Genomic DNA, 22,471 nt, shown 5'->3' on the forward strand with positions numbered 1-22,471 from the left:
TGCAGGTTGCCGATCAGAAGCTGTATACCGCCTGGGCCGCAAAAATGTCGTTGCTCTTGCGATAGTTGCCATCGCTACGCAAGAACACGTCGTGATTGGCCCAGTCATGACGGATTTCCATCTTCAGGGTCAGTTGGTCGGTCGGGTAGAACAGCAGTGCAGCTGTCAGAGCCTGACGGGTAGCGCCAGAGCAGTCGGTGCCGTTGGCTGTGCTGCTGTTGAAGCAGGCCTGCGAAATGCCAAAGCCATTGGTGCCATCAACACCGCCAGTACCCAGTGCAATACCGCCGCCACCGCCGCCGTTCTTGCTGTCGTTCAGGTAGTCATAGCGCAAGGTGGCACCCATGCGGCCGAACCAGTCGGAATTCCACTTCTGGTGCGCCAGCATGGAGAAGCCCCACCACACGGCATCGCCACCGTTCCAGGCAGCCTGCTTCTGGCGGCCATAGTCGATTTCGGCGTTATAGACGCTGTCAGTACCGGTCAGCGTCATGTCCAGTTCGCCAAAATAGTAGCCGCTGTAGGCGCTGCTGGAAGTCCCCTGATAGCCATAGGTACCATCGGTACTGGTGGTTCCGTTAGTCGTCGTGCTATGTGCATACAGACTCTGACGACCCACATTCATCGAGCCACCGATGTCCAGATTGCTGGTCATGGTGTAGTCGACACGGCCAGTCACCGTCGGGGTGCTGTTGCTGTGGGTGTGACTGTTGGCATCGGACGCGCTATTGGGGTTGGTGTGGAACTGCTCGTTGGCAATCATGAACTTGGTTGCCCATGAACCGTGCGACCAGTTGAAACCGGCACCAACATAGCTGCCCGGATCGCTGAAGTCATACAGCAGGCCATGGGTGATGGTGTTCATCTGGTTGGACTGCTGCACTTCGTAACCACCAAAGCTGTTCATCAGGCCGCCTACCAGCTGGGTGGTATCAGACAGCGGGAAGTTGATGATGGCAGTGTTGATGATATTGTTGCCGACGCTGCTGTTGCCGCCGCTGGTCAGCAAATTGTTGCCGGAACCACGGTTGGGCATGATGCTGACTTCAGCACTGGGGGCCATCGGGCCGACACCAAAGGTTTTCTTGATGTCCAGGTAGACATCACCAAAGGTACTGTTGGTGTAGGCGTACTGGTTACTGTGATTGACAAACTGGAAGCCGGAGCTCTTGCCCACCCGGCTGGCCAGATAGGTCGGGTCCATGTAGCCGGTAATGCTCAAACCGGCAATCGGGCCTTCGCTGGCGTCGGTAGTCAGCTTGTCCACCTTCATTTCCATGCCGGCCACACGCTGCTTCAGCTCGGTGTTGTCATCCGCTTCCGGTGCCTTGGCTGCCGTGGCGGCATTCACCGCCTGCTGCAGTTGCTGCATTTGCGCCTGCAGGGCCTCTAACTGGGCCTTGAGCTTGGCGATTTCGTCTCCCTTGGCATCAGCCATGGCCACACCGGGAAGACCTGCGATCAGTGCGCTGATCAACAATTTCTTCATTTCATTTCTCCCTTGTACTACAGCATGAACAGCACTTCTCCTACGCTTTGGATAAAGAACGGGGCAGCAACCGGAATCTGACATCCCACCTGCTACCCCGCGGTCATTACACGACTTCCCCGCCAGTTCAGGCCTGATTGAAAGCCAGTTGCATCTCGCGATCGCGCTTGCGCTGCACCGAACGCATGTAGAGGTTGCCGGCGACCACACCTACCGACACCACCACGATGAACAACGTGGCCAGGGCATTCATTTCCGGATTCAGCCCCAGACGCACGCGGGAGAACACCACCATGGGCAGCGTGGTGGAACCCGGGCCGGACAGGAAGGCGGTCAGCACCAGGTCGTCCAGCGACAGGGTGAAGGACAGCAGCCAGCCGGATACCAGTGCCTGGGAAATCAGCGGCAGGGTGATCACAAAGAACACCTTCAGCGGACGCGCACCCAGATCCATGGCGGCTTCTTCCAGCGAGCGGTTGAGTTCACGCACCCGCGATTGCACGATGATTGCCACATAAGACACGCACAACATCACGTGACCAATCCAGATGGTGAATACACCGCGACCTTCCGGCCAGCCCAGGGTCTGCTCCATGGCCACAAACAGCAGCAGCAGCGAAATACCCTGAATCACCTCGGGAATTACCAGCGGTGCGTTAACCATGCCGGCAAACAGCGGAAACAGGCGGAAGCGGTTCAGGCGCGCCAGAACGAAACCGGCCCAGGTCCCCACCACCACAGATGCCGTGGCCGTCATCAGCGCAATCTTGATACTGAGCAAGGCCGCCGTGATCAGCTCGTCATCCTCCAGCAGCGCCCAGTACCACTTGGTGGAAAAACCGGACCATACCGTCACCAGCTTGGACTCGTTGAACGAGTAGACGATAAGCAACAGGATGGGCAGGTACAAGAAAGAGTAGCCGAAGCCAAGTACCGCATAAGACAGCGGTTTGCTGGGTTTCATGGTGCTCATTTCACTTCCTCCATCGCTTTTGCCTGGTAATGCTGGAACATGGCCATCGGCACCAGCAGCAGCAGTACCATCGCGCAAGTCACGGTAGCCGCCATCGGCCAGTCCATATTGTTGAAGAACTCATCCCACATCACGCGACCAATCATCAGCGTATCCGAACCACCCAGCAGTTCCGGAATCACGTACTCGCCCACCGCCGGAATGAACACCAGCAGACTGCCGGCAATGATGCCGTTCTTGGACAGCGGCAGGGTAACCTGCAAAAACGCCTTCCACGGACGGGCACCTAGGTCGTAGGCAGCCTCCAGCAGACGCAGGTCCATTTTCACCAGATGCGAATACAGCGGCATGATCATGAAGGGCAGATAGGAAAACACCATGCCGATATACACGCCCCAGTTGGTGTGATACAGGCGCAGCGGCGTGTCGATGACGCCCAGCCACATCAGGAACTGGTTGAGGAAACCGTCGTTCTTCAGGATGCCGATCCAGGCATACACACGAATCAGATAGGAAGTCCAGAACGGCAGCATCACCATCATCATCAGCGTGTCACGGGCAGATTCGGACGCACGGGCGATGTAATAGGCCATGGGATAGCCGATCAGCAGACACAGTACCGTGGACACAAAAGCCATCTTGACCGAGCTGATGTAGGTGGCGAAGTACAGATCGTCGCCCAGCATGAACTTGTAGTGGCCGATATTGAGTACCAGGGTGAAGACATCGTCTTCCATCTTGGTGAGCGGCGTATAGGGCGGAATGCCCAGTTGCTGCTGCGAGAAGCTGATACCCACTACCAACAGGAAAGGTAGGAGGAAAAATACAAACAGGAACAAAAACGGTACACCGATGACGGTTGTCCTGCCGGACGGTAACCATCGACTGAATTTGAGACTTTTCATGATTTAGCACCACTTGGCCGGTGGGACCGGCTTGCCAAGCCCATCTTTACAGCCATCATATCAAGGCCCTGTCACGACTCGCCCTGATGTGATGACTTACGTTTCACTGCAAGCCGACCCTGTCGGACCGGTTTGCAACCCTCACTCCACATACTTTTTTCTAACCGTTCGCCACGGCTGGTATACCGCAACAAGCGGCCGTTGCATCAGCCCTGCCGTTACCTGAGCAAGGCGGGCCGTGCTGTCGGGACCTGGCGGAGCCATACTCCACCAGGCCAGGACTCGGTTTAGCGGCCAGTCTTCAACTGGGTCCACAGACGGTTCTGCAGACGCATGATGTCAGCCGGCAGCGGCTTGAGCAGGAACAGGGTCTTCATGACCGATTCCGGCGGATAGATGGAAGGATCGTTAGCGATTTCCGGCTTCACGTACTTGCGAGCGGCCGCATTGGCAGTCGGGTAGAACACCTCGTCGGTAATCGCAGCATTGACTTCCGGATTCTCGATGTAGTTGATCCACTTGTGAGCAGCATCAGCGTGACCGGCATCTTTCGGAATCACCATCACGTCAAACCAGATCGGCGCACCGGATTTCGGAATCACATAACCCAGCTGGTAGGTACGTTTGGCTTCGGCAGCGCGATGCTTGGCAATGTTGACGTCGCCGGACCAGCCCAGCGCCAGGCAGATATCGCCGTTGGCCAGGTCGTTGATGTAGCCGGAAGAGTTGAACTGGGTGATGTAGGGGCGAATCTTCTTCAGCAGTTCAAAGGCAGCCTGATAGTCGGCAGGATTCTTGCTGTTGGGATCCTTGCCCAGATGGTGCAACGTTACGGCGAACACGTCATTGGCCTGGTCCAGCACCGACACCCCGCAGCCCTTCAGCTTGGAGACGTATTTCGGGTCGAACAGGATGTCCCAGCTATCCAGCGGTGCACCGGCACCCAGAATGGCCTTGACCTTGGTAAAGTTGTAACCTAGGCCATCAGTACCATAAGCCCACGGTACACCGTGGGCATTACTCGGGTCGGCATCCTGAATCTTGGCCATCAACGCCTTGTCCAGATTGGCCAGGTTAGGGATCTTGGATTTGTCCAGCTTCTGGTAGATGCCAGCTTCGATCTGCTTGGCCATGAAGTTGGAAGTTGGAACCACGATGTCGTAGCCGGCTCGGCCGGTCAGCATCTTGGCTTGCAGAGTGTCATCGCTGTCGTAAACGTCGTACTTGACCTTCACGCCGGTCTGCTTTTCAAAGCCAGGAATGGTGCTCTTGGCAATGTAGTCGGACCAGTTGTAGACATTCAGTATCTTGTCTTCTGCCAGAACGCCAGCACTTGGCAACAGCAGAAGCAGCGAACACAGCACTTTCTTGACAAGTTTCTTCTTCATTACAGGCTTCCTAATGTATTGCAAGACCATAAACTCCCTTTGTCTGGGGACGTCAGGGACCTGATGAACTGCACCTCATATTGACCGGTCGGGGATTCCCCCTCATATCCGGCCAGTGCCAAACCCGGGCAAAAGCGGCACGCTTATTTGCAAAGCAATATTCGTGCACAACATTTATAACCCCATCCTATCCATTCTGGCTATTTCCAATCCAGATGAATGTGACATCAGTCAGGCAAGAGACGAAGGACAAGGCAACATACGGCTGCCAGCCTTTCACATTTATTGTTATCGCAGGAAACCCGTGAAAGCCGGCTGGGTAGGCAGCAAAGAAATCCGCCCGCTCCCTTCCTTCTTCCGCGCAGGACATGACAAGCATGACCTGGCCTCCTCCGTTGTAGATACCACCTCGGTAATGTTTAATAAAATCCACAATTCGTGGCGAGGTGTTACAGCTTTTTAACCACAAAGACATTCAGCCGCAACATGAATTTTTTGCGCATCGCAAAAAAAACCTGCTGGACAGGCTCTTGACGCGCCAGCAACTTTGCCGTCTCACACATCTGATCATTTATCAGCCGCAAGACTGGAAATACAGCCAAAATTCCCTAGACATATGATCAAAACCCACAGCCCGCTTGGCGTTTCAAGGGTTTAGCATCCAGCCACGATCACCGGGCCCCGCAAGCGGCAAGACAAGGAATGCACGAGGGGATAACGATTCAACGCAGCCCCTTGCCGTCCGGTGGACAAAAAAAGTTTTTTCTTGTGCCCAAGCAGAATGAGGCAGATTTGCCACAGATCAAATCTGACTGACTGGCTACATGCCTGCAGGCCAAAGAAAAGCGGATTGCCCCTACAGGCAATCCGCTCACGTTTTAGCAAGATTTTGGTGCTGGCAAATATTTGATCAGATCAAGCGCGCCAGCAGTGCTTTCTCCATACCAGCCATGTCAGGAATACGCACCTGCATGCCATTGCCGGCAGCCAGTTCCACTGCCAGGCCGTTACGGGTCATCTGCTCCAGCTGCACGATACGGTTGCCGCTGGGGTGAATCACTTCGATGCGGTCACCCACGCCAAAGCGGTTTTTCACTTCAACCAGCGCCCAGCCATCGGCATCCACTTCCAGCACATCGCCCACATACTGGCTTTGCTTGGCCTTGGAATGGCCATCCAGATAGTTCTGGTAGTCCTGGGTCTGATGACGCTCAAGGAAGCCCGGGGTGTAGCCACGATTGGCCAGACCATCCAGCTCGGCCAGCAGGCCGAGGTCAAACGGGCGTCCGGCGACGGCATCGTTGATGGCCTGACGGTATACCTGGGCAGTACGCGCCACGTAGTACAGGCTCTTGGTGCGCCCTTCGATCTTGAGCGAGTCAACACCAATCTTCACCAGCTTCTCCACCTGCTCCACCGCACGCAGGTCCTTGGAGTTCATGATGTAGGTGCCGTGCTCGTCTTCGATGATGGGCATCAGTTCACCCGGACGGCTGCCCTCTTCGATCAGGTAGGTCTTGTCGGCCAACGGGTGACGTTCGGCACCGCCACAGGCGGCAAAGCTCTGGTTGGCTTCTTCCAGCGCTTTATGGAAGTCCAGCTTGATGGTTTGCACATCGCCCGCGTCATCACCCTGGGTGTCGTGCATCTTGTAGTCCCAACGGCAGGCATTGGTACAGGTGCCCTGGTTGGGGTCGCGGTGATTGAAATAGCCCGACAGCAGGCAACGGCCGGAATAGGCAATGCACAAGGCACCATGTACAAACACTTCCAGCTCGATATCCGGGCATTCCTGGCGGATTTCGGCAATCTCGTCCAGGCTCAGCTCGCGCGACAGGATGATGCGCGACACGCCCAGCTTCTGCCAGAACTTCACGCCCATGTAGTTGACGGTATTGGCCTGCACCGACAGGTGAATCGGCACTTCCGGCCAGCGCTCGCGCACCATCATGATCAGGCCCGGGTCGGCCATGATCAGCGCGTCCGGCTTCATGGCAATCACCGGCTCCATGTCGGCCATGTAGGTCTTGATCTTGCTGTTGTGCGGCAACAGATTGCTGGCCACGAAAAACAGCTTGCCCCGGGCATGGGCTTCGTCGATACCGCTTTTCAGCTCTTCGAGCTTGAAGTCGTTATTGCGCGCGCGCAGCGAATAGCGCGGCTGACCGGCGTATACCGCATCGGCACCAAAATCGTAGGCAGCGCGCATTTTGTCCAGCGTGCCGGCAGGCAGCAGCAATTCCGGGGCTTTTAACATAGTGGCTTGGCTTTCTTAATGAGACAGACAGGCAATGGGCAGTGGCATGCGATCCGGTGGCACAAAAGCACGGCGCGATGCATCCTGGTTCAGCCTGTCATCCGAATAGTATTCGAGCAGAACGGCGCGGGCGTCCTGCAGGACATCGTCACACTGCACCAGGAAGGCTGGCCAATCCTCTACCAGCCCCGGCGTTTGCTGGGCACGGTGGTACAAAATGGACAAGAGCGACATGGTGACGGTGTGGTGGTATTTCTCGGCCGCCCCTTGTGCCATGGCATAACGGGACAATGCCCGCGCACAGCGTGCCGCAGCCTCTGCCGCCGGGTATTGCCGGCGATAGGCCCAGGCAGCGTACAAATGTGCCCGGTGGGTAAACTCGGATGCAGGCAGCGTACTGGATTCCAACTGACGCAAAAACGCCTGGTAGTCCATGAGTCGGGGTCTCCGAAAACTGTAAAAACAAAAAGGCCCCGCCGTATCAGGGGCCTTTTCTAATATGTTGCGGCGCGATTATGCGCCGCCTGCACCAGCACCGTCAAGCATTAAACCCAAGGAGCAGCCTGCATTAAATCCCTGTTTTCAATGCCATTTTTTGCTTCATGGTTTTTTGGCCAGCATCGCCAGCAGCAGAAGCTGCACCAGCAGCGACCACACCATCAACACCGCCCAGCACACGGTCAGCAACGGGTCCTGGGCAAAGCTCAGTCCACTCAACATCCCGGCGCTCAGCACAAAGGCCAAGGTAGCCGCCAAGAGGCACAACACCGCTTGCTTGCGCCGCATACGGATACGGCGAATGACATTCCACATCGTCGGTCTTCCTCATCATTATTTCCATCAGCGGCGCATGGCCAATCAATGCACATGACACCGCCAGGGCCAGGTACACCACCCATGGCCAGCGCAGGGTGCAGCACGCAGGCACAAGGCCGCCGCTGCGCTCACCAACGTCACTTAGCGTTGGGAGCTTGGCTGTTCTGGTTTGGCCTGCTGCAACCAGAGCAGCTCGGCCTCGGTAAATCCGGCGCAACGCCGGGCATCCAGATTGTAGCTGCCGCGATGGACGGTCAGGTCATGTTTGGCTAGCAGATCACTGAAGGTGGCCACCGGGTCCAGCTGGCGCTCACGGCACAGCCAGTGAAACCAGTGATTGCCCACCTGCACATGGCCTATTTCATCCTGCAGGATAATGTCCAGAATGGCCACGCTGTCATGATCGCCAATATTCGCCAGCTTGCGTTTGAGCTCCGGGCTGGCATCCAGCCCGCGCGCCTCCAGCACACGCGGCACCAATGCCATGCGCACCAGCACATCGTGATCGGTATGGTGGCAGATATCCCACAACCCGTTATGCGCCGGGAAATCACCATAGTTGTAGCCCAGTTGCTGCAGACGCTGCTGTAACAGCCGGAAGTGCCGGGCCTCTTCTGCGGCAATGCGCAGCCAGTCACCCACATAAGCATCCGGCATGTCGCGGAAGCGCCAGGCGGCATCCAAGGCCAGATTGACCGCATTGAATTCGATGTGGGCAATGGCGTGCAACATGGCCGGCTGCCCCAGTGGCGAGCCGGGACGCCGCCGCGGCACCTTGGTGGCATGCACCAGTTCCGGCCTTGGCGGGTGCCCCGCCACCGGCAAACGTGACAAAGGCGCATCCAGCCGTTGCAGTTGACCGCCCTGCCAGGCGGCATGAATGGCCTCGACTGCAACCAGCTTGGCAGTCACGTCACAGCTGCACAGTGCAGCTTCGATCTGCGGATACAAGGAAGAAGGATTCATCATGGTGCAGCATTCTAACGGCTTGCACCGCTTTCAGGCGACCCGGTGCCCAATTGAGGGCAATATATGAATGCCACCAAGCAGCAGGGCGCTTCCCGCAAGCATGAAGCGTACATGGCAGCAGACAGCACAACGGCATCGTCGCCAACGCAGGCTTGATGCATAATGCTGGCATCTGCCACAGGGAGAACATCATGCTGTTTAATTCCAGCCAACTCGGCACCGTAGAAGTGGATGAAAGCACCATCATCAATTTTGCCCAAGGCATCCCGGCCCTGGAAAACTGCACCCAGTTCAAGCTGTTCCATAATGCGGATAGTGATAATCCATCGGTATTCTGGATGCAGTCGCTGAACGATGCAGGCATCACCCTGAGTGTGACCCACCCGGCCCAACTGGGTGTGCGCTACGAAGTGGAACTGAGCGATGAAGAAGTTTCCCGGCTGGAACTGAGCAAACCGGAAGACGCAGTCATTCTGGTACTGCTGTATCAGGAACAATCCGAGTCCGAATCCCATCCTGCATTGGGTGAGCTGAAAGCCAATATCCGCAACCCGCTGATCATCAACCTGGCCAGCCGTCAGGGCCTGCAAAAAACCGGCCTGTCCTGCGACATCCTGATGCACAACCTCGCCTGATCCCGCCCGGCCCGGCCATTGCCGGGCCATTCTGGAGCGCCGCATGCCCCAAGTCCCCCTGCCTCGCTGCCATTGGTGCGGCGACGACCCGCTGTATATTGCCTATCACGATGAAGAGTGGGGCCGCCCGCAGCACGATGAGCACAAGCTGTTCGAGATGCTGATTCTGGAAGGCGCACAAGCCGGCTTGTCGTGGATCACCATCCTGCGCAAGCGGGATGGCTATCGCCGGGCCTTTAACGGTTTTGATCCGGTAAAAGTGGCGCAGATGAGCGAGGAGGACGTGGAGCGCCTGATGCTGGACAGCGGCATCGTACGTAACCGGCTGAAAATACGCAGCGCCATCCGCAATGCCAAGGTATTCCTGCAGTTGCAGCAACAGCATGGCAGCTTTGACCAGTGGCTATGGTCGCACACTGACGGTTGCAGCCTGGTGAATCACTGGCAGTCACCTGCTGAATGCCCGGCCACGTCGGCACTATCGGATAACATCAGTCGGGAACTGAAAAAAGCAGGGATGAATTTTGTCGGCAGCACCGTAATCTATGCCTATCTTCAGGCAACCGGCGTGATCAACGACCATCTGCAGGGCTGCCACCAGCACCCGCACTACACGCCCGCCTGAAATCAGGCCTGACAGGTATCGAATACCACGGTGTGCAACAGGCCATCAGCCGAATGAAACGGGTGGGCGCTTACCAACTCGTCCTCCTGGCAGAATGCCATCATGCGCCAGCCATGAATCAGCTCGCGCACCTCCTCTTCCGACCACGGCCCTTCCTGACGGTCCGGCACCAGTGCCGACAGTTCGCGGCACAAGGCATGCAGCCGGTCGGGCATGGCCAGTTGCTGTAAGGTAAAAATCAGGGGCTTGACCTGAGGCATGTATAGCCTTTCCCCGGAACGGGTATACGGTGAGCAGCCATCATTTCACGCTTTATTGATCAAATCCAGTTAAAAGACTATTCGTAAAAATCTTTTACTTCTGTCCGTGCAAAACTGCAACGCTGCCAATAAAAAAGGACCACCCGTGACGGATGGTCCTTTTGCGTGCCGTAAAGCTGGCAGGCCGATGCAGGCTCAGAACAACTTCAAGCCCTTGAGCATCACCACCAGAATCAGCAGCGGTGACACAAAGCGCACCACCACCAGCAACACGCGCACCAGGCCCTCGTTGTGCAGCTGGCCTTCATTGGACAAGGCCGACTTCAGGCGATCAAAGCCCCACACCCAGCCCACGAACAGGCATAGGAAAATACCACCCAGCGGCATCAGGATGTTGGAAGTAACGAAGTCGAACAGGTCGAACATGGTCATGCCAAACAGCTTGAAGTCAGCCATGGTGCTGTTGGACAAGGCACACGTCGCCCCGAACAGCGCCAGCACCAGCAGATTGATCACCGTGGCCTTGGGGCGGCTGATACTGAAGCGCTCGCTCAATACCGAAACCGGCACTTCCAGAATCGACAGCATGGCACCGGTAGAGGCAATGGCTGCCAGGATGAAGAAGGCCACCATGAACAGCTGCCCCATGGGCATGCTGGCAAATACCGCCGGAATGGTAATGAACAACAGCGAGGGGCCGGCTTCCGGCTTGAAACCGAAGGCAAACACCGCCGGGAAAATGGCAATGCCGGCCAGCATGGAAACAAACAGGTCGGCACACATCACCCGCAGGGTAGTGGCCGGAATGTTCTGATCATCGCGGAAGTAACTGCCATAAGTCATCATGGTGCCCATGCCAATGGACAGCTTGAAAAATGCCAGGCCCACAGCAGTCAGCACTACACCAGCGGTAATCTTGGAAAAATCAGGTGTAAACAGGAAGCTCACCCCCTGCATGGCACCCGGCAGCATCAGGCTGCGCACACCAATCACCACCAGCAACAAAAACAGCACCGGCATCAGCTTTTTGGTAACAGCCTCAATACCCTTGGCCACGCCCATCAGCAAAATGCCACCAATCAGCGCCAATACCAGCCATTGCCACAGCAGTGACTGCACTGGATCGGCAATCAGCTTGCCAAATGCCGATGAGGTTACTTGCGGATTACTGGACAAAATTCCACCACCGATAGCCTTGAACACATAGGCGAACACCCAGGCAGCGACTTCGGAATAGAAAGCCATGATCAGGAAAGCCGACAACACGCCAAAAGCGCTGATCAGCCACCACGGCTGGCCGGCAGGTGCCAGCTTCTTCAGTGCCGTCACCGCGTCGGACTTGGCCCGACGCCCCAGCATGATTTCGGAAATCATCACCGGCAGGCCCACCAGCAAGGTGGCGCAAACGTAGACGATAAGGAAACCGGCACCGCCATTGGTACCGGTCAGGTAGGGAAACTTCCAGATATTGCCAAGGCCTACGGCCGAGCCCAGCGTTGCTGCCAGCACACCAAAGCTGGAGGTAAAACCGTCACGCGCCTTGCCGGCACCTGCGGAAGCCGAGGATCTGCTGTCCTGTTTCATTTGCTCTCTCATCACGACAAAATTCAAGCCCACTCAAGCGATAACCTGAACGGGTGCCACGGATTCCGGGGTCACCGGAGCGGCGATTCTGAAGTGATTTGCCAGACCATGCAAAATTATTTGTCAGGCCGGATCCTGCACGCGACACAACTCGTCAGTCAGCCGGGCCAGCCAGTCAAAACAGGCAAGCAGTTGACTCTCCTCAATAAATTCATCCGGGCGATGTGCCTGCTCGATAGAACCCGGCCCCAGCACCACGCAAGGTATTCCGGCAGCATGGAAGACACCGGCTTCCGTGGTGTAGGCAACACCATCACCGCCGTGGCAGGCGCACAGCTTTTCCACATAATGCAGTACCTCGCTGTCCGGCGTGGCCTCAAAGGCCGGGCAGTACACGCGGGGGGCGATGCTGATATCGGCTTCGGCAGCCACCTGGCGCATTTCCAGCAACAGATTATCGGCATAATCCCGCACCGAATCGACAAAGCGTTGCGGATCATCTCCGGGCAGCCAGCGGCATTCGAAAGTGAACTCGCAATCCTTGGGGACGATATTGTTGGCGGTACCGCCGTGAATGGTGCCGGTTTGCAGCGTGGTAAACGGCACATCATATAAAGGCTGGTGGTGGCCAAAGGAAGCCTCGGTATCCGCCAGCCTGCGCACATGGGTAATCAGCCGCGCGGCGTATTCGATGGCATTGACCCCTTGCGGTGTCAGCGATGAATGCGCGGCCCGCCCCTGTACATGGCAGTGATAGTGGGCAATGCCCTTGTGCGCAATCACCGGTCGCATCGAAGTAGGCTCACCGATAATGCAACCAGCCACAGCCACCTTGTCCTGCAGCAGGCCATCTATCAAGCGCGGCACACCCAGACAGCCGACTTCCTCATCATAAGACAGCGCAATGCCTAAGCCCTGTCGCAAACGCCCCTGTCCCTCCAGCGCAACCCAGTGCGGCACATGAGACAACACGCAGGCAATAAAGCCCTTCATGTCCGCAGAGCCCCGTCCATACCAGCGGCCATCACCCTTGTCGGTCAGCTCGAACGGTGGCGACGTCCACGCCTGGCCATCAACCGGCACCACATCGGTATGGCCCGACAGCAACAGCAGCGGCTGATCAGCAGAGCCGATACGGGCAAACAGATTGGCCTTGCTTCCTTCGTCATTCAGCGTGAGCTGGCATGACACGCCGTAAGCAGCAAGGTACTGCTTGACCCAGTCGATCAGCTCCAGATTGGAATGGCGGCTGGTGGTATCGAACGCCACCAGCGTACGCAGCAGGGAAAGGTAGGAAGAAGACATGGCGCAATCCTGTAGACAAATGCGGTATAAGGCGAAGTCTGCCCCGACTGCCCGGCAGACGGCAATATGCCGTACACAAAAATGCGGGTGCACGTACCTCATCGGGCCTGAACGGCGATGCCGGCATATCCCGCTTGGCAAACAGAATGAAACCCGCTATTATTCGCACTCTTCTACGGCGGGTCTCCTCGCATTGTACGGTAGCAAACCTGGTCAGGTCCGGAAGGAAGCAGCCATAGTTACTTAGTGCAAGTGCCGAGGGTCAGGCTCGCCACCCCCCCCCCTCTTAGCTTTTCCATCATCTGTGTACATGTTTACGACATGCAGCTACCATTTTTCGGCCAAATGGGATTCATTCCATTGTATTCATAGATAAGAATACGCTAACATAGCAGTCATGCGTGTGTAATCCATCATGGAACTTAATGATTTTTTTCAAATCTGATTATTCCTTATGGATTTTCTTTGCTATTTTTAGGACATAGGGCAGTGTCCTAAGCCAAAACAATAATTCAATACAATACTGTTTAGCCTTTTAAGAGGAACAACCCATGAAACTCTTTGAAAAAATCACCAATCCGCGTGAAATCCGTCGCAAGCTCGGCCTCAACCAGCAGGAATTCTGGAGCCGCATCGGCGTAACCCAGTCTGGCGGCTCCCGCTATGAAAGCGGTCGCAACATGCCCAAACCAGTACGCGAACTGCTACGTCTGGTTCACGTCGAGCAGATCGACCTGTCCAAGGTACGCCGCGAAGACTTCGAAATCGTCGAGTATCTGAAGGAAACCCACCCTGACCTGTACAAGAGCCTGCGCAAGGCAGTACGTGCCAAGATGGAAGCCCAGGAAGGCAGCAGCGAAGCCACCGCAAGCTGATTGTCCTTTTGTGGGCCTGAGGGCAGCAGCGCTCATCATGCATGGCGAGCGCTGCTGCCCTTTACTCATACCTGCCCGACTGCCAGCACAGACCGGGCCACCCGGTTTACTCGCCGGCGTTACGCACCAGCAACACCGGTACATCTGCCTGCTTGAGCAGTCCCTCGGCGACACTACCCATCAGGATGTGCATCAAACCGCTCCAGCCGTGGGTTCCCATCACCACCAGGTCCGCACCCCAACTATTGGCATCATCCAGCAGCACCGAGGCAATCTTGTCGCCCCAACTTTCCAGAATCTTCACTTCCGGAGTCAGCCCCGCAGCCACCGCCTGCGCCTGAGCCTGCCCCAATACCTGCTCGCCAGCCTGCTTGATGGACTTTTGCAATTCTGCCGCATCCAGGAATTCGGTACCGCCCCAGCCAAACTGGGCCAGATCCACCACGTGCACCAGCCGGATGGTGCTGTTCATGCTCTTGGCCAGCCGACATGCTTCAGCCAGTGCAAGGTTGGAAGTGTCGCTGTCATCCACCGGCACGAAAATGCGTTGGTACATAACCCTCTCCTTGTGTGTGTTGCTACTATGCATTCAGTCTATCAAACCATGCCTGCCAGCGGTTGATACAGATTAAGACAGTCGATTAGACTGAAAGTCATTTTATTCAGGTGAAATCATGGCCCGTATCAAGATTGCCCTTCCCGAGCAGTTCATCTATCAGACCAGCATGGACGTCCGCATCGGCGATATCAACTACGGCGGCCACATGGCCAACGATGCCATTTTGCGGCTGGCACACGAAGCGCGCTTGCGCTGGCTCAAGAGCATGGGCTACAGCGAACTGGATGTCGAGGGTGTTGGCATTATCATGGCAGATGCTGCGGTAATGTACCGGGCCGAGGCCTTTCATGGCGACAGTCTGCTATTCAAGCTGGGTGTATGCGACTCCAACAAATATGGGCTGGATATCGTCTACCAGGCAATCGATGGCAACAGCGGCAAAGAAGTGGCAAGATTAAAGACGGGAATCGTCTTTTTCGACTACCAGACCCGCCAGGTGGCAGTCATGCCACCGGCCTTCGTCACAAGACTCAATCAATAACAACAGGGGATTCCGTGATGCGTCCATATCCAATCAACAGTCCACAGGCTATTGCCCGTTTGCTGGCAATGTTCATGATTTCCGATGGCAATATGGATCCGCGCGAGCTGGACTTGCTGGAAGACGTCAACGTCTACGACCTCATCAACCTGCCTCGCAAACAGTTTGCCCAGGTCCTGGTCGACTACTGTGACGACATTTCGGATGAAGCAGAACAGGATGGCACCATCCATCTGCTGGACACCGACCGCATCGAAGCCATGCTGGCGGAAGTTACCGACCCGAACAAACGCATTCTCACCTGCGTGCTGGCCATGGATATCAGCAAGTCCGATGGCACTATCAGCGATCCAGAAATCGTCCTGCTGCGCCACATGATGAAAGAGTGGAATATCAGCCTGGAAGACCTGGAACGCCAGTTCGTGCGCTAAAACCACAGGCTCCGGATTCACGGCACGAGGGCTGTGAACCATGCTCCCGGCAGTATGAAAGCCGCCCCGGCTGCCCGCGGCGGCTTTAGTATTTGATAACAACAGGGCTAACCCACATGAACACACGCTTTAGCGGCAGCACACACTACGTTGCCACCGACGACCTGATGATGGCAGTGAATGCCGCCATTACCCTGCAGCGCCCGCTACTGGTCAAGGGCGAACCCGGTACCGGCAAGACCATGCTGGCCGAAGAAATTGCCGCCAGCCTGGGACGCCAGTTGATCATCTGGCCGATCAAGTCCACCACCAAGGCCCAACACGGCCTGTATGAATACGATGCGGTATCGCGCCTGCGCGATTCGCAACTGGGCGATGCCAAAGTCCATGACATCAGCAACTACATCATAAAGGGCCAGCTGTGGCAGGCATTCGAGGCGGATACCGCGCCGGTGCTGCTGATTGATGAAATCGACAAGGCCGATATCGAATTCCCCAACGACCTGCTGCGCGAGCTGGACCAGATGGAATTCTTCGTGCACGAAACCCAGCAGTTCGTGCGCGCCAGACAGCGCCCCATCATCATCATTACCTCGAACAATGAAAAGGAGCTGCCGGACGCCTTTCTGCGCCGCTGCTTCTTCCACTACATCCGCTTCCCGGAGCGGGAAACCATGCAGGCCATCATCGACGTGCACTACCCCGGCTTGCAACAGCAACTGGTGGCGCAGGCACTGGAAGTATTCTTTGCCATCCGCGAATTGCCGGGGCTGAAAAAGAAACCCACTACCTCGGAACTGCTGGACTGGCTAAAGCTACTGGGTAGCGAAGGCATAGACAGCGATGAGCTGGCACAAGGCCACGGCAATGCCAGCCTGCCGCCTCTGGCCGGGGCATTGCTGAAAAACGAGCAGGACATCTCCTTGTTCGAGCGACTGGCCAATATGGCCAGACTGCGCCGTGGCTGAAACATCCGACCTGCTACAAGGCTTTGCCGCCCAACTGCGCTTGCAGGGCAAGAGCCCGCACACACAGGACGCTTACCTGCGCGACCTGCAAGGGCTGCAAAGCCTGCTGGGTGAGCGTGACTGGCTGCACGTCAGGCCAGACGACATCCGCAAGGCCATGGCTACCCTGCACGCACGCGGCATGGGCAGCCGCAGCCTGGCACGTAAGCTGTCATCCTGGCGTCAGTTTTACGACTGGCTGTTGCGCGAGCAACAGCTTGATGCCAACCCCTGCCTGGGCTTGCGTGCCCCCAAGCAGGACAAACCACTGCCAAAGGCACTGCCCGTTGACGGCACCGCAGCGCTGCTGGAACACATTCCACCCGAAGACATGCTCAGTCTACGTGACCGGGCCTTGTTCGAGCTGATGTATTCCTCTGGACTGCGCCTATCGGAAGCCGTAGCACTTAATCTGGCCGATATGGACTTGTCCGAGCAACTGGTACGGGTACACGGCAAGGGCAACAAAACGCGGCTACTCCCCATCGGCCGCACTGCGCGGGAATACCTGCAGCAATGGCTGCAGGAAAGAGCTGCCGAAACAGGCTGCCAGGCGGTATTTGTCGGTCAGCACGGCAAGCGTCTTGGTGCCAGACAGGTACAGAAACGGCTAGCCGAATGGGCGATCCGCACCGGCATGGACAGGCATGTCCACCCGCACATGCTGCGCCACTCGTTTGCTACCCACCTGTTGCAATCATCCGGCGACCTGCGGGCGGTACAAGAGCTGCTGGGGCACGCCAATCTGTCCACCACCCAGATCTACACCGCGCTGGACTTCCAGCATCTGGCCAAGGTGTACGATGCCGCCCACCCCCGCGCCCGCAAGAAAGATTGACCCCGACCTGATGCCAGCAACAAAAAAGCGCCGGCTGCTGCCGGCGCTTTTGTATACATGCCCAACCCCGCTCAAGCGCGGCGTGGCACTGCAGCCAGCACGGCCTTGAGCAGTTGCCAGGCCTTGTCAACCGAGGCCAGCTCCACCCGCTCGCCCGGCGCATGGGCACCACGAATGGTCGGTCCGAAGGAAACCATGTCCATGGCGGGATATTTGGCACCGATGATGCCGCACTCCAGTCCGGCATGAATCACCTGTACGCCGGACTTGCCACCGAACTCCTGGGTATAAACCTGCTGGAACAAGGCCAGCAACGGCGACTGCGGATTGGGTGCCCAGCCCGGGTAGCCGCCTTCCATTTCCACGGCGAAACCGGCCAGGCCAAACAAGCTTTCAACTTCCCGCGCCAGCATCCAGGTGCCGGAATCCAGCAGCGAACGCACCATCAGGTTGGCAAATACCTTGCCATTTTCCACCCGCACCACGCCCAGATTGTTCGAGGTTTCCACCACACCGCTGACCCGCTGGCTCATGCGCTTGACCCCATGCGGTGCCGCATGCAATGCCGCCAGAATGGCAGCCTGATCAGCAGCATCCAGCACGACATCGGCACTGCACACCTCGGCCACCACGGTGATGCCCTCGTCCACACCGGCCAGTTCGAAACGCAGCAAGGACTGGAAGGCATCCAGCTTGGCCGCCAGCAGGTCTGCATCCGCGGCCGGATAGGCCACTACGGCAACCGCTTCGCGCGACAGGGCGTTGCGGGCCGTACCTCCGGTAAAGGACACCAGACGCAAATCGGTTTTCGCTTCCAGTTCACGCAGCAAACGTACCAGCAGCTTGTTGGCATTGCCGCGGCCAAGATGAATGTCAGCCCCGGAATGCCCGCCCTTCAGCCCGCGAATGGACAGGGACACAACCTGATAACCGGCCGGCAGCGCCACGGTAGCGTAGCTGCGCGTGACGTTGACATCCACGCCACCGGCACAGCCCATGTAAAACTCGCCCCATTCTTCGGTATCGATATTGATCATCATGCTGCCTTGCAACAGCCCTGGCTCCAGACCCAGTGCACCGCCCATGCCGGCCTCTTCGTCCAGCGTCATCAGCACTTCCACCGGGCCATGCGCAATATCGTCGCTGGCCAGCACGGCCAGGCCCATGGCAACGCCGATACCGTTATCGGCACCGAGGGTGGTGTTCTCCGCCACCAGCCAGCCATCCTGCAATACCGGGCGGATCGGGTCTTTGAAGAAATCGTGCTCGGTGCCGGTATTGGCCTGACATACCATATCCAGATGCCCCTGCAATACCACGCCGACGCGATCTTCCAGACCGGGCGTTGCCGCTTTGCGTACGATCAGGTTGCCCGCGGCGTCCACCACGGTTTGCAAACCGCGCAACTCGGCCCAGCCCTTGAGATAGTCGCGCAATTGCTGTTCGTGCTTGGAGGGACGGGGAATGTCGCACAGGGTCTGGAAATGCTCCCAAACGGCCTGCGGCTGAAGCTCGGCGATGTTAACCACAATATATCCTTTGACATGACATGCTGACGGGCATCTTTTGCGCCGCCATCGATGGAGCGTAGCAGAGACTGTCAATGACAGCCCTGTTTTGTACACAATCGACTTTATCATGCACACGCCGCCCGGTCATGCGGCATTGCACTAGCCAGGCGCTGTCCTGCCGCTGGCTACAGCCGCCAAAACCGGGAAATCAGGCAGGCATCAGCAATGGGGCATTAACCAGCGGTACAGCCGAGCGCATATAGTGATCCAGCAGCATCCGCATGAACTGATGGCTCTTGCAGATGGCATGGCGCAACTGGCTGATGGTTTCTACCGATGGATGTGGTCCTACCAGGGTGACGATGATTTCCAGTGCCTCCCAGGGATGGGCATCGTCATATCTGGCATGCAGCTTCAGCCACTTCATGGCCTTGGTGCGCACCGCATCACCAAACTGGTTTGCATAATGCGGTTTGGCACACACCCTGGCCGACCACTCACCGGTCGCCCCTTCGATGGCGTAGTTGGTTGCTGCCATGGCCACGGCCAGCGTATCCCGGTCGCACACCTGCCAGCACCACTGGCTCAGGCACAGGGTTTCCAGCGCCTGTGTGCCATGCACCATGGCAGGAACATCTACCCCAGATTCAGCCGCCCAGTTGACCCAGTGATCGGCATGGTTCTGTTCTACCCGGATATTGCGGATCAGATAGCGGCGTGCCATATCTTGCCCCAGCCCTTGGCCATAGCGGATTTTAAGCAGATTCATGGCCATGTATTGCGGAAACTGCTCAATCACCGGCCAACCACCGGACAGAAAGGCCTTGTGTGTTACATGATCAAGTCGGGCTTCCTGCATCCGGGTAAACAATTCGTGCTCCACCACCGCGCTTTTATAACGGTCGCAATAGTGGACCAACTCCTGCGTCCAGGCTGGATAACTGCAAACATCCATCAGCGGACCGGTGCGGACAAATTGCTGCTGGTCTGACATGCTTTCATTCTTTCCTGAAAAGGTCCGTATCAACTGCGGTCGGGCCAGCGGTATACGGCGGATTCTGGCTGGCCATGAGCAGGATAAACAAAGGGTTGCGGCTCGCCAATATAATAGCCCTGCGCATAATCCACGCCGATCTCCTGCAATGCAGCAAGTATTTCCGGGGCACTGACAAACTCTGCAATCGTCTTTTTTCCGGTCACATGTCCGATATGGTTGATCATTTCTACCATGGCCCGGTCCACCGAATCATTCACCATGTCCTTGACGAAACTGCCATCAATTTTCAGGTAATCCACCGGCAGATGCTTGAGATAGACAAAAGAGGACATGCCGGCACCAAAGTCATCCAGTGAAAAATGGCAGCCCAGGCCCTTGAGTTCGCTGATAAAACGCGTGGCCTGCTGCAGATTGGAAATGGCACTGGTTTCCGTGACTTCAAAGCAGATCATCCCCGGTGCAATGGCATAGCTGACAAACTGCCGACGGATGAAATCAAGGAAATTGTCATCGCACAACGTGGCACCGGACAAGTTGATGGCACATAGCGAGATTGAATGATCGCCCTGCTCCTGACGCTGCCACAAAGTTTCAAACGCCAGACGCACCACGATGCGGTCGATGTCGGGCATCAAACCAAAGCGCTCGGCGGCGGGAATGAATGCACCAGGCAGGATGATGCTATCGGCCTCATCCCGTAAACGCAGCAGCACCTCGACATGCCGTCCGCTCTTTTTCCCTTCATGCAGCAAGGGGATGATGTCCTGGCTGTACAGACAGAAACGCTCCTCCTCCATGGCTGAACGCAAGCGCTGCACCCAGGCCATTTCTACCGAACGGACTGCCAGCTCAGTATCTTTCGAACTGTACAACTGAATGCGATTGCGGCCTTTTTCCTTTGCCATGTAACAGGCAATGTCCGCTGCCTGCATGGCCTCGGCCAACGTAGCACCCGGCTCGCCCAGAAACACCAGACCAATACTGGTGCTGATGGAAAAGGGAATCCCCTCCCACTGGAAACCTGCCAGTTGTACTGCACGGCGCAGGCGATCGGCCTTGTCCAGCGCAGTATCGATACGGCAGTCCTCCAGCAAGACCCCGAACTCATCTCCACCCAGCCTGGCCAACACATCGGACAAACCCAACTGCTCCTGCAGCACGCGGCAAACCTGGCGCAGCAACTCATCTCCTGCAGCATGACCGTTGGTGTCATTGACCAGTTTGAATTGGTCCAGATCGACAAACAGCAACGCATGCGAGGTATCAGTCACCATCAGCCGGCTCAGGGCGCGCGTTACGCGCTGTTCAAACTCACGCCGGTTGTACAGCCCGGTCAATGCATCGTGTGCGGCCTGCCAGGAAAGATGGTTGATGTATTGCTGCTCGATGGACTTGTCATGCAGTACCAGTACCAGGCCATCCACTACGCCCTGCGCATCACGAATGGGCGAAGCCACCAGCGAAACCATATGGCTGCTGCCATCTATGCCTTGCAGTCGCAAACTGGGGAAAGTCTGCTTGCTTTCGCAGTGGGCACGCAGCTGACTGGTGGTGACCAGATCCATACTGCTGCCGGACAGGTCAATCATGGAGAAGACATCTTCAAAATAGCGACCCAACACTTGCTGGCCACCGCCAAGCAGGTGCTGGGCCACTGCATTGAGGTAACCGAGCTGGCCGGACAGATCGATGGTAATCACCGCATCGCCAATGGCATTAAGGGTGGTTTCCACGCGGTCCTTCTCAGCATTGAGTTCAGCCTGAAAGCGGGCCGACTGACGCAGCAGCACCCGTACTTGTCGCACCGTCAGCAGCAACAGGGCCGAGCCTGCCAGCAGATTCAGCCACAGCAACAAGGTGGTGGCAAAACGCGAGCCCTCACCCAGCACTTCGGAAAATGCTCGTGCCGGCGGCTTGAGTTCCTCATTGATCTCGACAATGCGTCGCCTGAGCACCTGAAGCTCATCGTCGCTGATGTAGCCATGATTGAAACCGCTGTGCAGCCGCTCGGCAATGGCTGATGTTTCCGCCACGTAGCGGTCGCCTATTTCCCAGTAATGAATGGCCTGGCTCAGATAGCTGACGTGCCGGAACCACAAGAAAGCCGCCATGACATTGTCGATATCATCCGGATGATTGCCCCCTTGCAGCAGCCCGGCGCGTGCCAGTTCCAAATCGGGTGATGCGCGATCCAGCGCCAGCCGCGCCTGACGGTCGCCCAACTGGATGGCAATGGCTGACTTGTAGGCATGAAAATCCTGCTCGGAACGACTAGCGGCATAGCGCGAGAGATAGTAGATGGCATCTTTCTGCGCCTTGGACCACAACCCTTCACCACCCACGTAGGCGCGGATGGTAGACAGGACATTCAGACTGAACACACTTACCAGCAGCAAGGCGCCGACAATCGTTACGAAGGGCCAGACCACCCGGATCAGCTTGCGGCTGCCATACGCGCTCATCGCAGACATTAAGCTCCCTTGCTATGTTTTCCCAGGTATGCGGT

Annotated in this window: 23 protein-coding genes and 1 other RNA gene; 9 read left to right on the forward strand and 15 right to left on the reverse strand. The window is 57.0% G+C overall.

The features are described from left to right. Positions 1 to 13 precede the first annotated feature (13 nt). The 4 genes from GSR16_RS12570 to GSR16_RS12585 all read right to left on the reverse strand — a co-directional run bounded on the left by GSR16_RS12570 (position 14) and on the right by GSR16_RS12585 (position 4,755). A complete protein-coding gene (locus GSR16_RS12570) occupies positions 14 to 1,489 on the reverse strand; it encodes a DUF3138 family protein (protein WP_159877889.1) in 1,476 nt (491 codons plus the stop codon). 127 nt (positions 1,490 to 1,616) lie between these two features. Beyond that, on the reverse strand, positions 1,617 to 2,453 hold the full coding sequence (locus GSR16_RS12575; RefSeq protein ID WP_159880833.1) for an ABC transporter permease subunit: 837 nt from the start codon (positions 2,451 to 2,453) through the stop codon (positions 1,617 to 1,619). 5 nt (positions 2,454 to 2,458) lie between these two features. Then, positions 2,459 to 3,367, reverse strand: a complete 909-nt coding sequence (locus GSR16_RS12580; RefSeq protein WP_159877891.1) for an ABC transporter permease subunit — start codon at positions 3,365 to 3,367, stop codon at positions 2,459 to 2,461. A 287-nt stretch (positions 3,368 to 3,654) separates the two neighbouring features. Continuing rightward, positions 3,655 to 4,755: a polyamine ABC transporter substrate-binding protein gene (locus GSR16_RS12585; protein ID WP_159877893.1), complete on the reverse strand. Its 1,101-nt coding sequence runs from the start codon at positions 4,753 to 4,755 to the stop codon at positions 3,655 to 3,657. Between the two features lie 163 nt (positions 4,756 to 4,918). Here GSR16_RS12585 and GSR16_RS12590 point away from each other — a divergent pair, with 163 nt between their 5' ends. Next, positions 4,919 to 5,218: a hypothetical protein gene (locus GSR16_RS12590; RefSeq protein WP_159877895.1), complete on the forward strand. Its 300-nt coding sequence runs from the start codon at positions 4,919 to 4,921 to the stop codon at positions 5,216 to 5,218. A gap of 447 nt (positions 5,219 to 5,665) precedes the next feature. Here GSR16_RS12590 and trhP read toward each other — a convergent pair whose 3' ends face one another. From trhP to GSR16_RS12610, 4 genes are all read right to left on the reverse strand, one after another. Continuing rightward, positions 5,666 to 7,012 carry a prephenate-dependent tRNA uridine(34) hydroxylase TrhP gene (gene trhP, locus GSR16_RS12595; protein ID WP_159877897.1) on the reverse strand — a complete coding sequence of 449 codons (1,347 nt, stop codon included), beginning with the start codon at positions 7,010 to 7,012 and terminating at the stop codon, positions 5,666 to 5,668. Positions 7,013 to 7,027: 15 nt separating this feature from the next. Continuing rightward, complete coding sequence (locus GSR16_RS12600) at positions 7,028 to 7,447, reverse strand: hypothetical protein (RefSeq protein WP_159877899.1); 420 nt, start codon at positions 7,445 to 7,447, stop codon at positions 7,028 to 7,030. Between the two features lie 165 nt (positions 7,448 to 7,612). Further along, entirely contained in the window at positions 7,613 to 7,825 is a 213-nt protein-coding gene (locus tag GSR16_RS12605; RefSeq protein ID WP_159877901.1) for a hypothetical protein, read from the reverse strand. Positions 7,826 to 7,969: 144 nt separating this feature from the next. Further along, positions 7,970 to 8,797 (reverse strand): ferritin-like domain-containing protein, encoded by an 828-nt coding sequence (locus tag GSR16_RS12610; RefSeq protein ID WP_159877903.1) that lies wholly within the window; start codon positions 8,795 to 8,797, stop codon positions 7,970 to 7,972. A 191-nt stretch (positions 8,798 to 8,988) separates the two neighbouring features. On the opposite strand from GSR16_RS12610, the gene fliW reads away from it, so the two are divergent. Beyond that, a complete protein-coding gene (fliW, locus tag GSR16_RS12615) occupies positions 8,989 to 9,432 on the forward strand; it encodes a flagellar assembly protein FliW (RefSeq protein WP_159877905.1) in 444 nt (147 codons plus the stop codon). A 43-nt stretch (positions 9,433 to 9,475) separates the two neighbouring features. Beyond that, positions 9,476 to 10,057 (forward strand): DNA-3-methyladenine glycosylase I, encoded by a 582-nt coding sequence (locus tag GSR16_RS12620; protein ID WP_159877907.1) that lies wholly within the window; start codon positions 9,476 to 9,478, stop codon positions 10,055 to 10,057. Positions 10,058 to 10,059: 2 nt separating this feature from the next. Here GSR16_RS12620 and GSR16_RS12625 read toward each other — a convergent pair whose 3' ends face one another. The 3 genes from GSR16_RS12625 to argE all read right to left on the reverse strand — a co-directional run bounded on the left by GSR16_RS12625 (position 10,060) and on the right by argE (position 13,206). Next, positions 10,060 to 10,317: a hypothetical protein gene (locus GSR16_RS12625; protein ID WP_159877909.1), complete on the reverse strand. Its 258-nt coding sequence runs from the start codon at positions 10,315 to 10,317 to the stop codon at positions 10,060 to 10,062. A 195-nt stretch (positions 10,318 to 10,512) separates the two neighbouring features. Then, positions 10,513 to 11,901 (reverse strand): sodium-dependent transporter, encoded by a 1,389-nt coding sequence (locus GSR16_RS12630; RefSeq protein ID WP_159877911.1) that lies wholly within the window; start codon positions 11,899 to 11,901, stop codon positions 10,513 to 10,515. Positions 11,902 to 12,024: 123 nt separating this feature from the next. Further along, positions 12,025 to 13,206: an acetylornithine deacetylase gene (gene argE, locus GSR16_RS12635; protein WP_159877913.1), complete on the reverse strand. Its 1,182-nt coding sequence runs from the start codon at positions 13,204 to 13,206 to the stop codon at positions 12,025 to 12,027. Positions 13,207 to 13,383: 177 nt separating this feature from the next. On the opposite strand from argE, the gene ffs reads away from it, so the two are divergent. Then, positions 13,384 to 13,482, forward strand: an RNA gene (gene ffs / locus GSR16_RS12640) — signal recognition particle sRNA small type. A gap of 275 nt (positions 13,483 to 13,757) precedes the next feature. Further along, positions 13,758 to 14,081, forward strand: coding sequence for a helix-turn-helix domain-containing protein (locus tag GSR16_RS12645; protein WP_089085376.1), 324 nt, complete (start codon positions 13,758 to 13,760; stop codon positions 14,079 to 14,081). Positions 14,082 to 14,187: 106 nt separating this feature from the next. Here the strand turns inward: GSR16_RS12645 and GSR16_RS12650 are convergent, their stop codons facing one another. Continuing rightward, complete coding sequence (locus GSR16_RS12650; protein WP_089085375.1) at positions 14,188 to 14,637, reverse strand: universal stress protein; 450 nt, start codon at positions 14,635 to 14,637, stop codon at positions 14,188 to 14,190. A gap of 118 nt (positions 14,638 to 14,755) precedes the next feature. Between GSR16_RS12650 and GSR16_RS12655 the strand changes: the two genes are divergently transcribed. The 4 genes from GSR16_RS12655 to xerC all read left to right on the forward strand — a co-directional run bounded on the left by GSR16_RS12655 (position 14,756) and on the right by xerC (position 17,457). Continuing rightward, positions 14,756 to 15,181 (forward strand): thioesterase family protein, encoded by a 426-nt coding sequence (locus tag GSR16_RS12655; protein ID WP_159877915.1) that lies wholly within the window; start codon positions 14,756 to 14,758, stop codon positions 15,179 to 15,181. A gap of 17 nt (positions 15,182 to 15,198) precedes the next feature. Next, on the forward strand, positions 15,199 to 15,612 hold the full coding sequence (locus GSR16_RS12660) for a TerB family tellurite resistance protein (protein ID WP_205677429.1): 414 nt from the start codon (positions 15,199 to 15,201) through the stop codon (positions 15,610 to 15,612). 116 nt (positions 15,613 to 15,728) lie between these two features. Then, a complete protein-coding gene (locus tag GSR16_RS12665; protein WP_159877919.1) occupies positions 15,729 to 16,580 on the forward strand; it encodes an AAA family ATPase in 852 nt (283 codons plus the stop codon). After that, entirely contained in the window at positions 16,573 to 17,457 is an 885-nt protein-coding gene (xerC, locus tag GSR16_RS12670) for a tyrosine recombinase XerC (RefSeq protein ID WP_240902481.1), read from the forward strand. Before GSR16_RS12665 ends, xerC begins: the two co-directional genes overlap by 8 nt. A 71-nt stretch (positions 17,458 to 17,528) precedes the next feature. On the opposite strand, the gene GSR16_RS12675 is transcribed toward xerC, so the two are convergent. From GSR16_RS12675 to GSR16_RS12685, 3 genes are all read right to left on the reverse strand, one after another. After that, positions 17,529 to 18,986 (reverse strand): aminoacyl-histidine dipeptidase, encoded by a 1,458-nt coding sequence (locus GSR16_RS12675; RefSeq protein ID WP_159877921.1) that lies wholly within the window; start codon positions 18,984 to 18,986, stop codon positions 17,529 to 17,531. A 190-nt stretch (positions 18,987 to 19,176) separates the two neighbouring features. After that, positions 19,177 to 19,962, reverse strand: a complete 786-nt coding sequence (locus tag GSR16_RS12680; RefSeq protein WP_159877923.1) for an iron-containing redox enzyme family protein — start codon at positions 19,960 to 19,962, stop codon at positions 19,177 to 19,179. A gap of 29 nt (positions 19,963 to 19,991) precedes the next feature. Further along, complete coding sequence (locus GSR16_RS12685; protein ID WP_159877925.1) at positions 19,992 to 22,436, reverse strand: putative bifunctional diguanylate cyclase/phosphodiesterase; 2,445 nt, start codon at positions 22,434 to 22,436, stop codon at positions 19,992 to 19,994. Between the last annotated feature and the right edge of the window lie 35 nt (positions 22,437 to 22,471).

It is taken from the genome of Aquitalea denitrificans, assembly GCF_009856625.1.
Lineage (GTDB): Bacteria > Pseudomonadota > Gammaproteobacteria > Burkholderiales > Chromobacteriaceae > Aquitalea > Aquitalea denitrificans.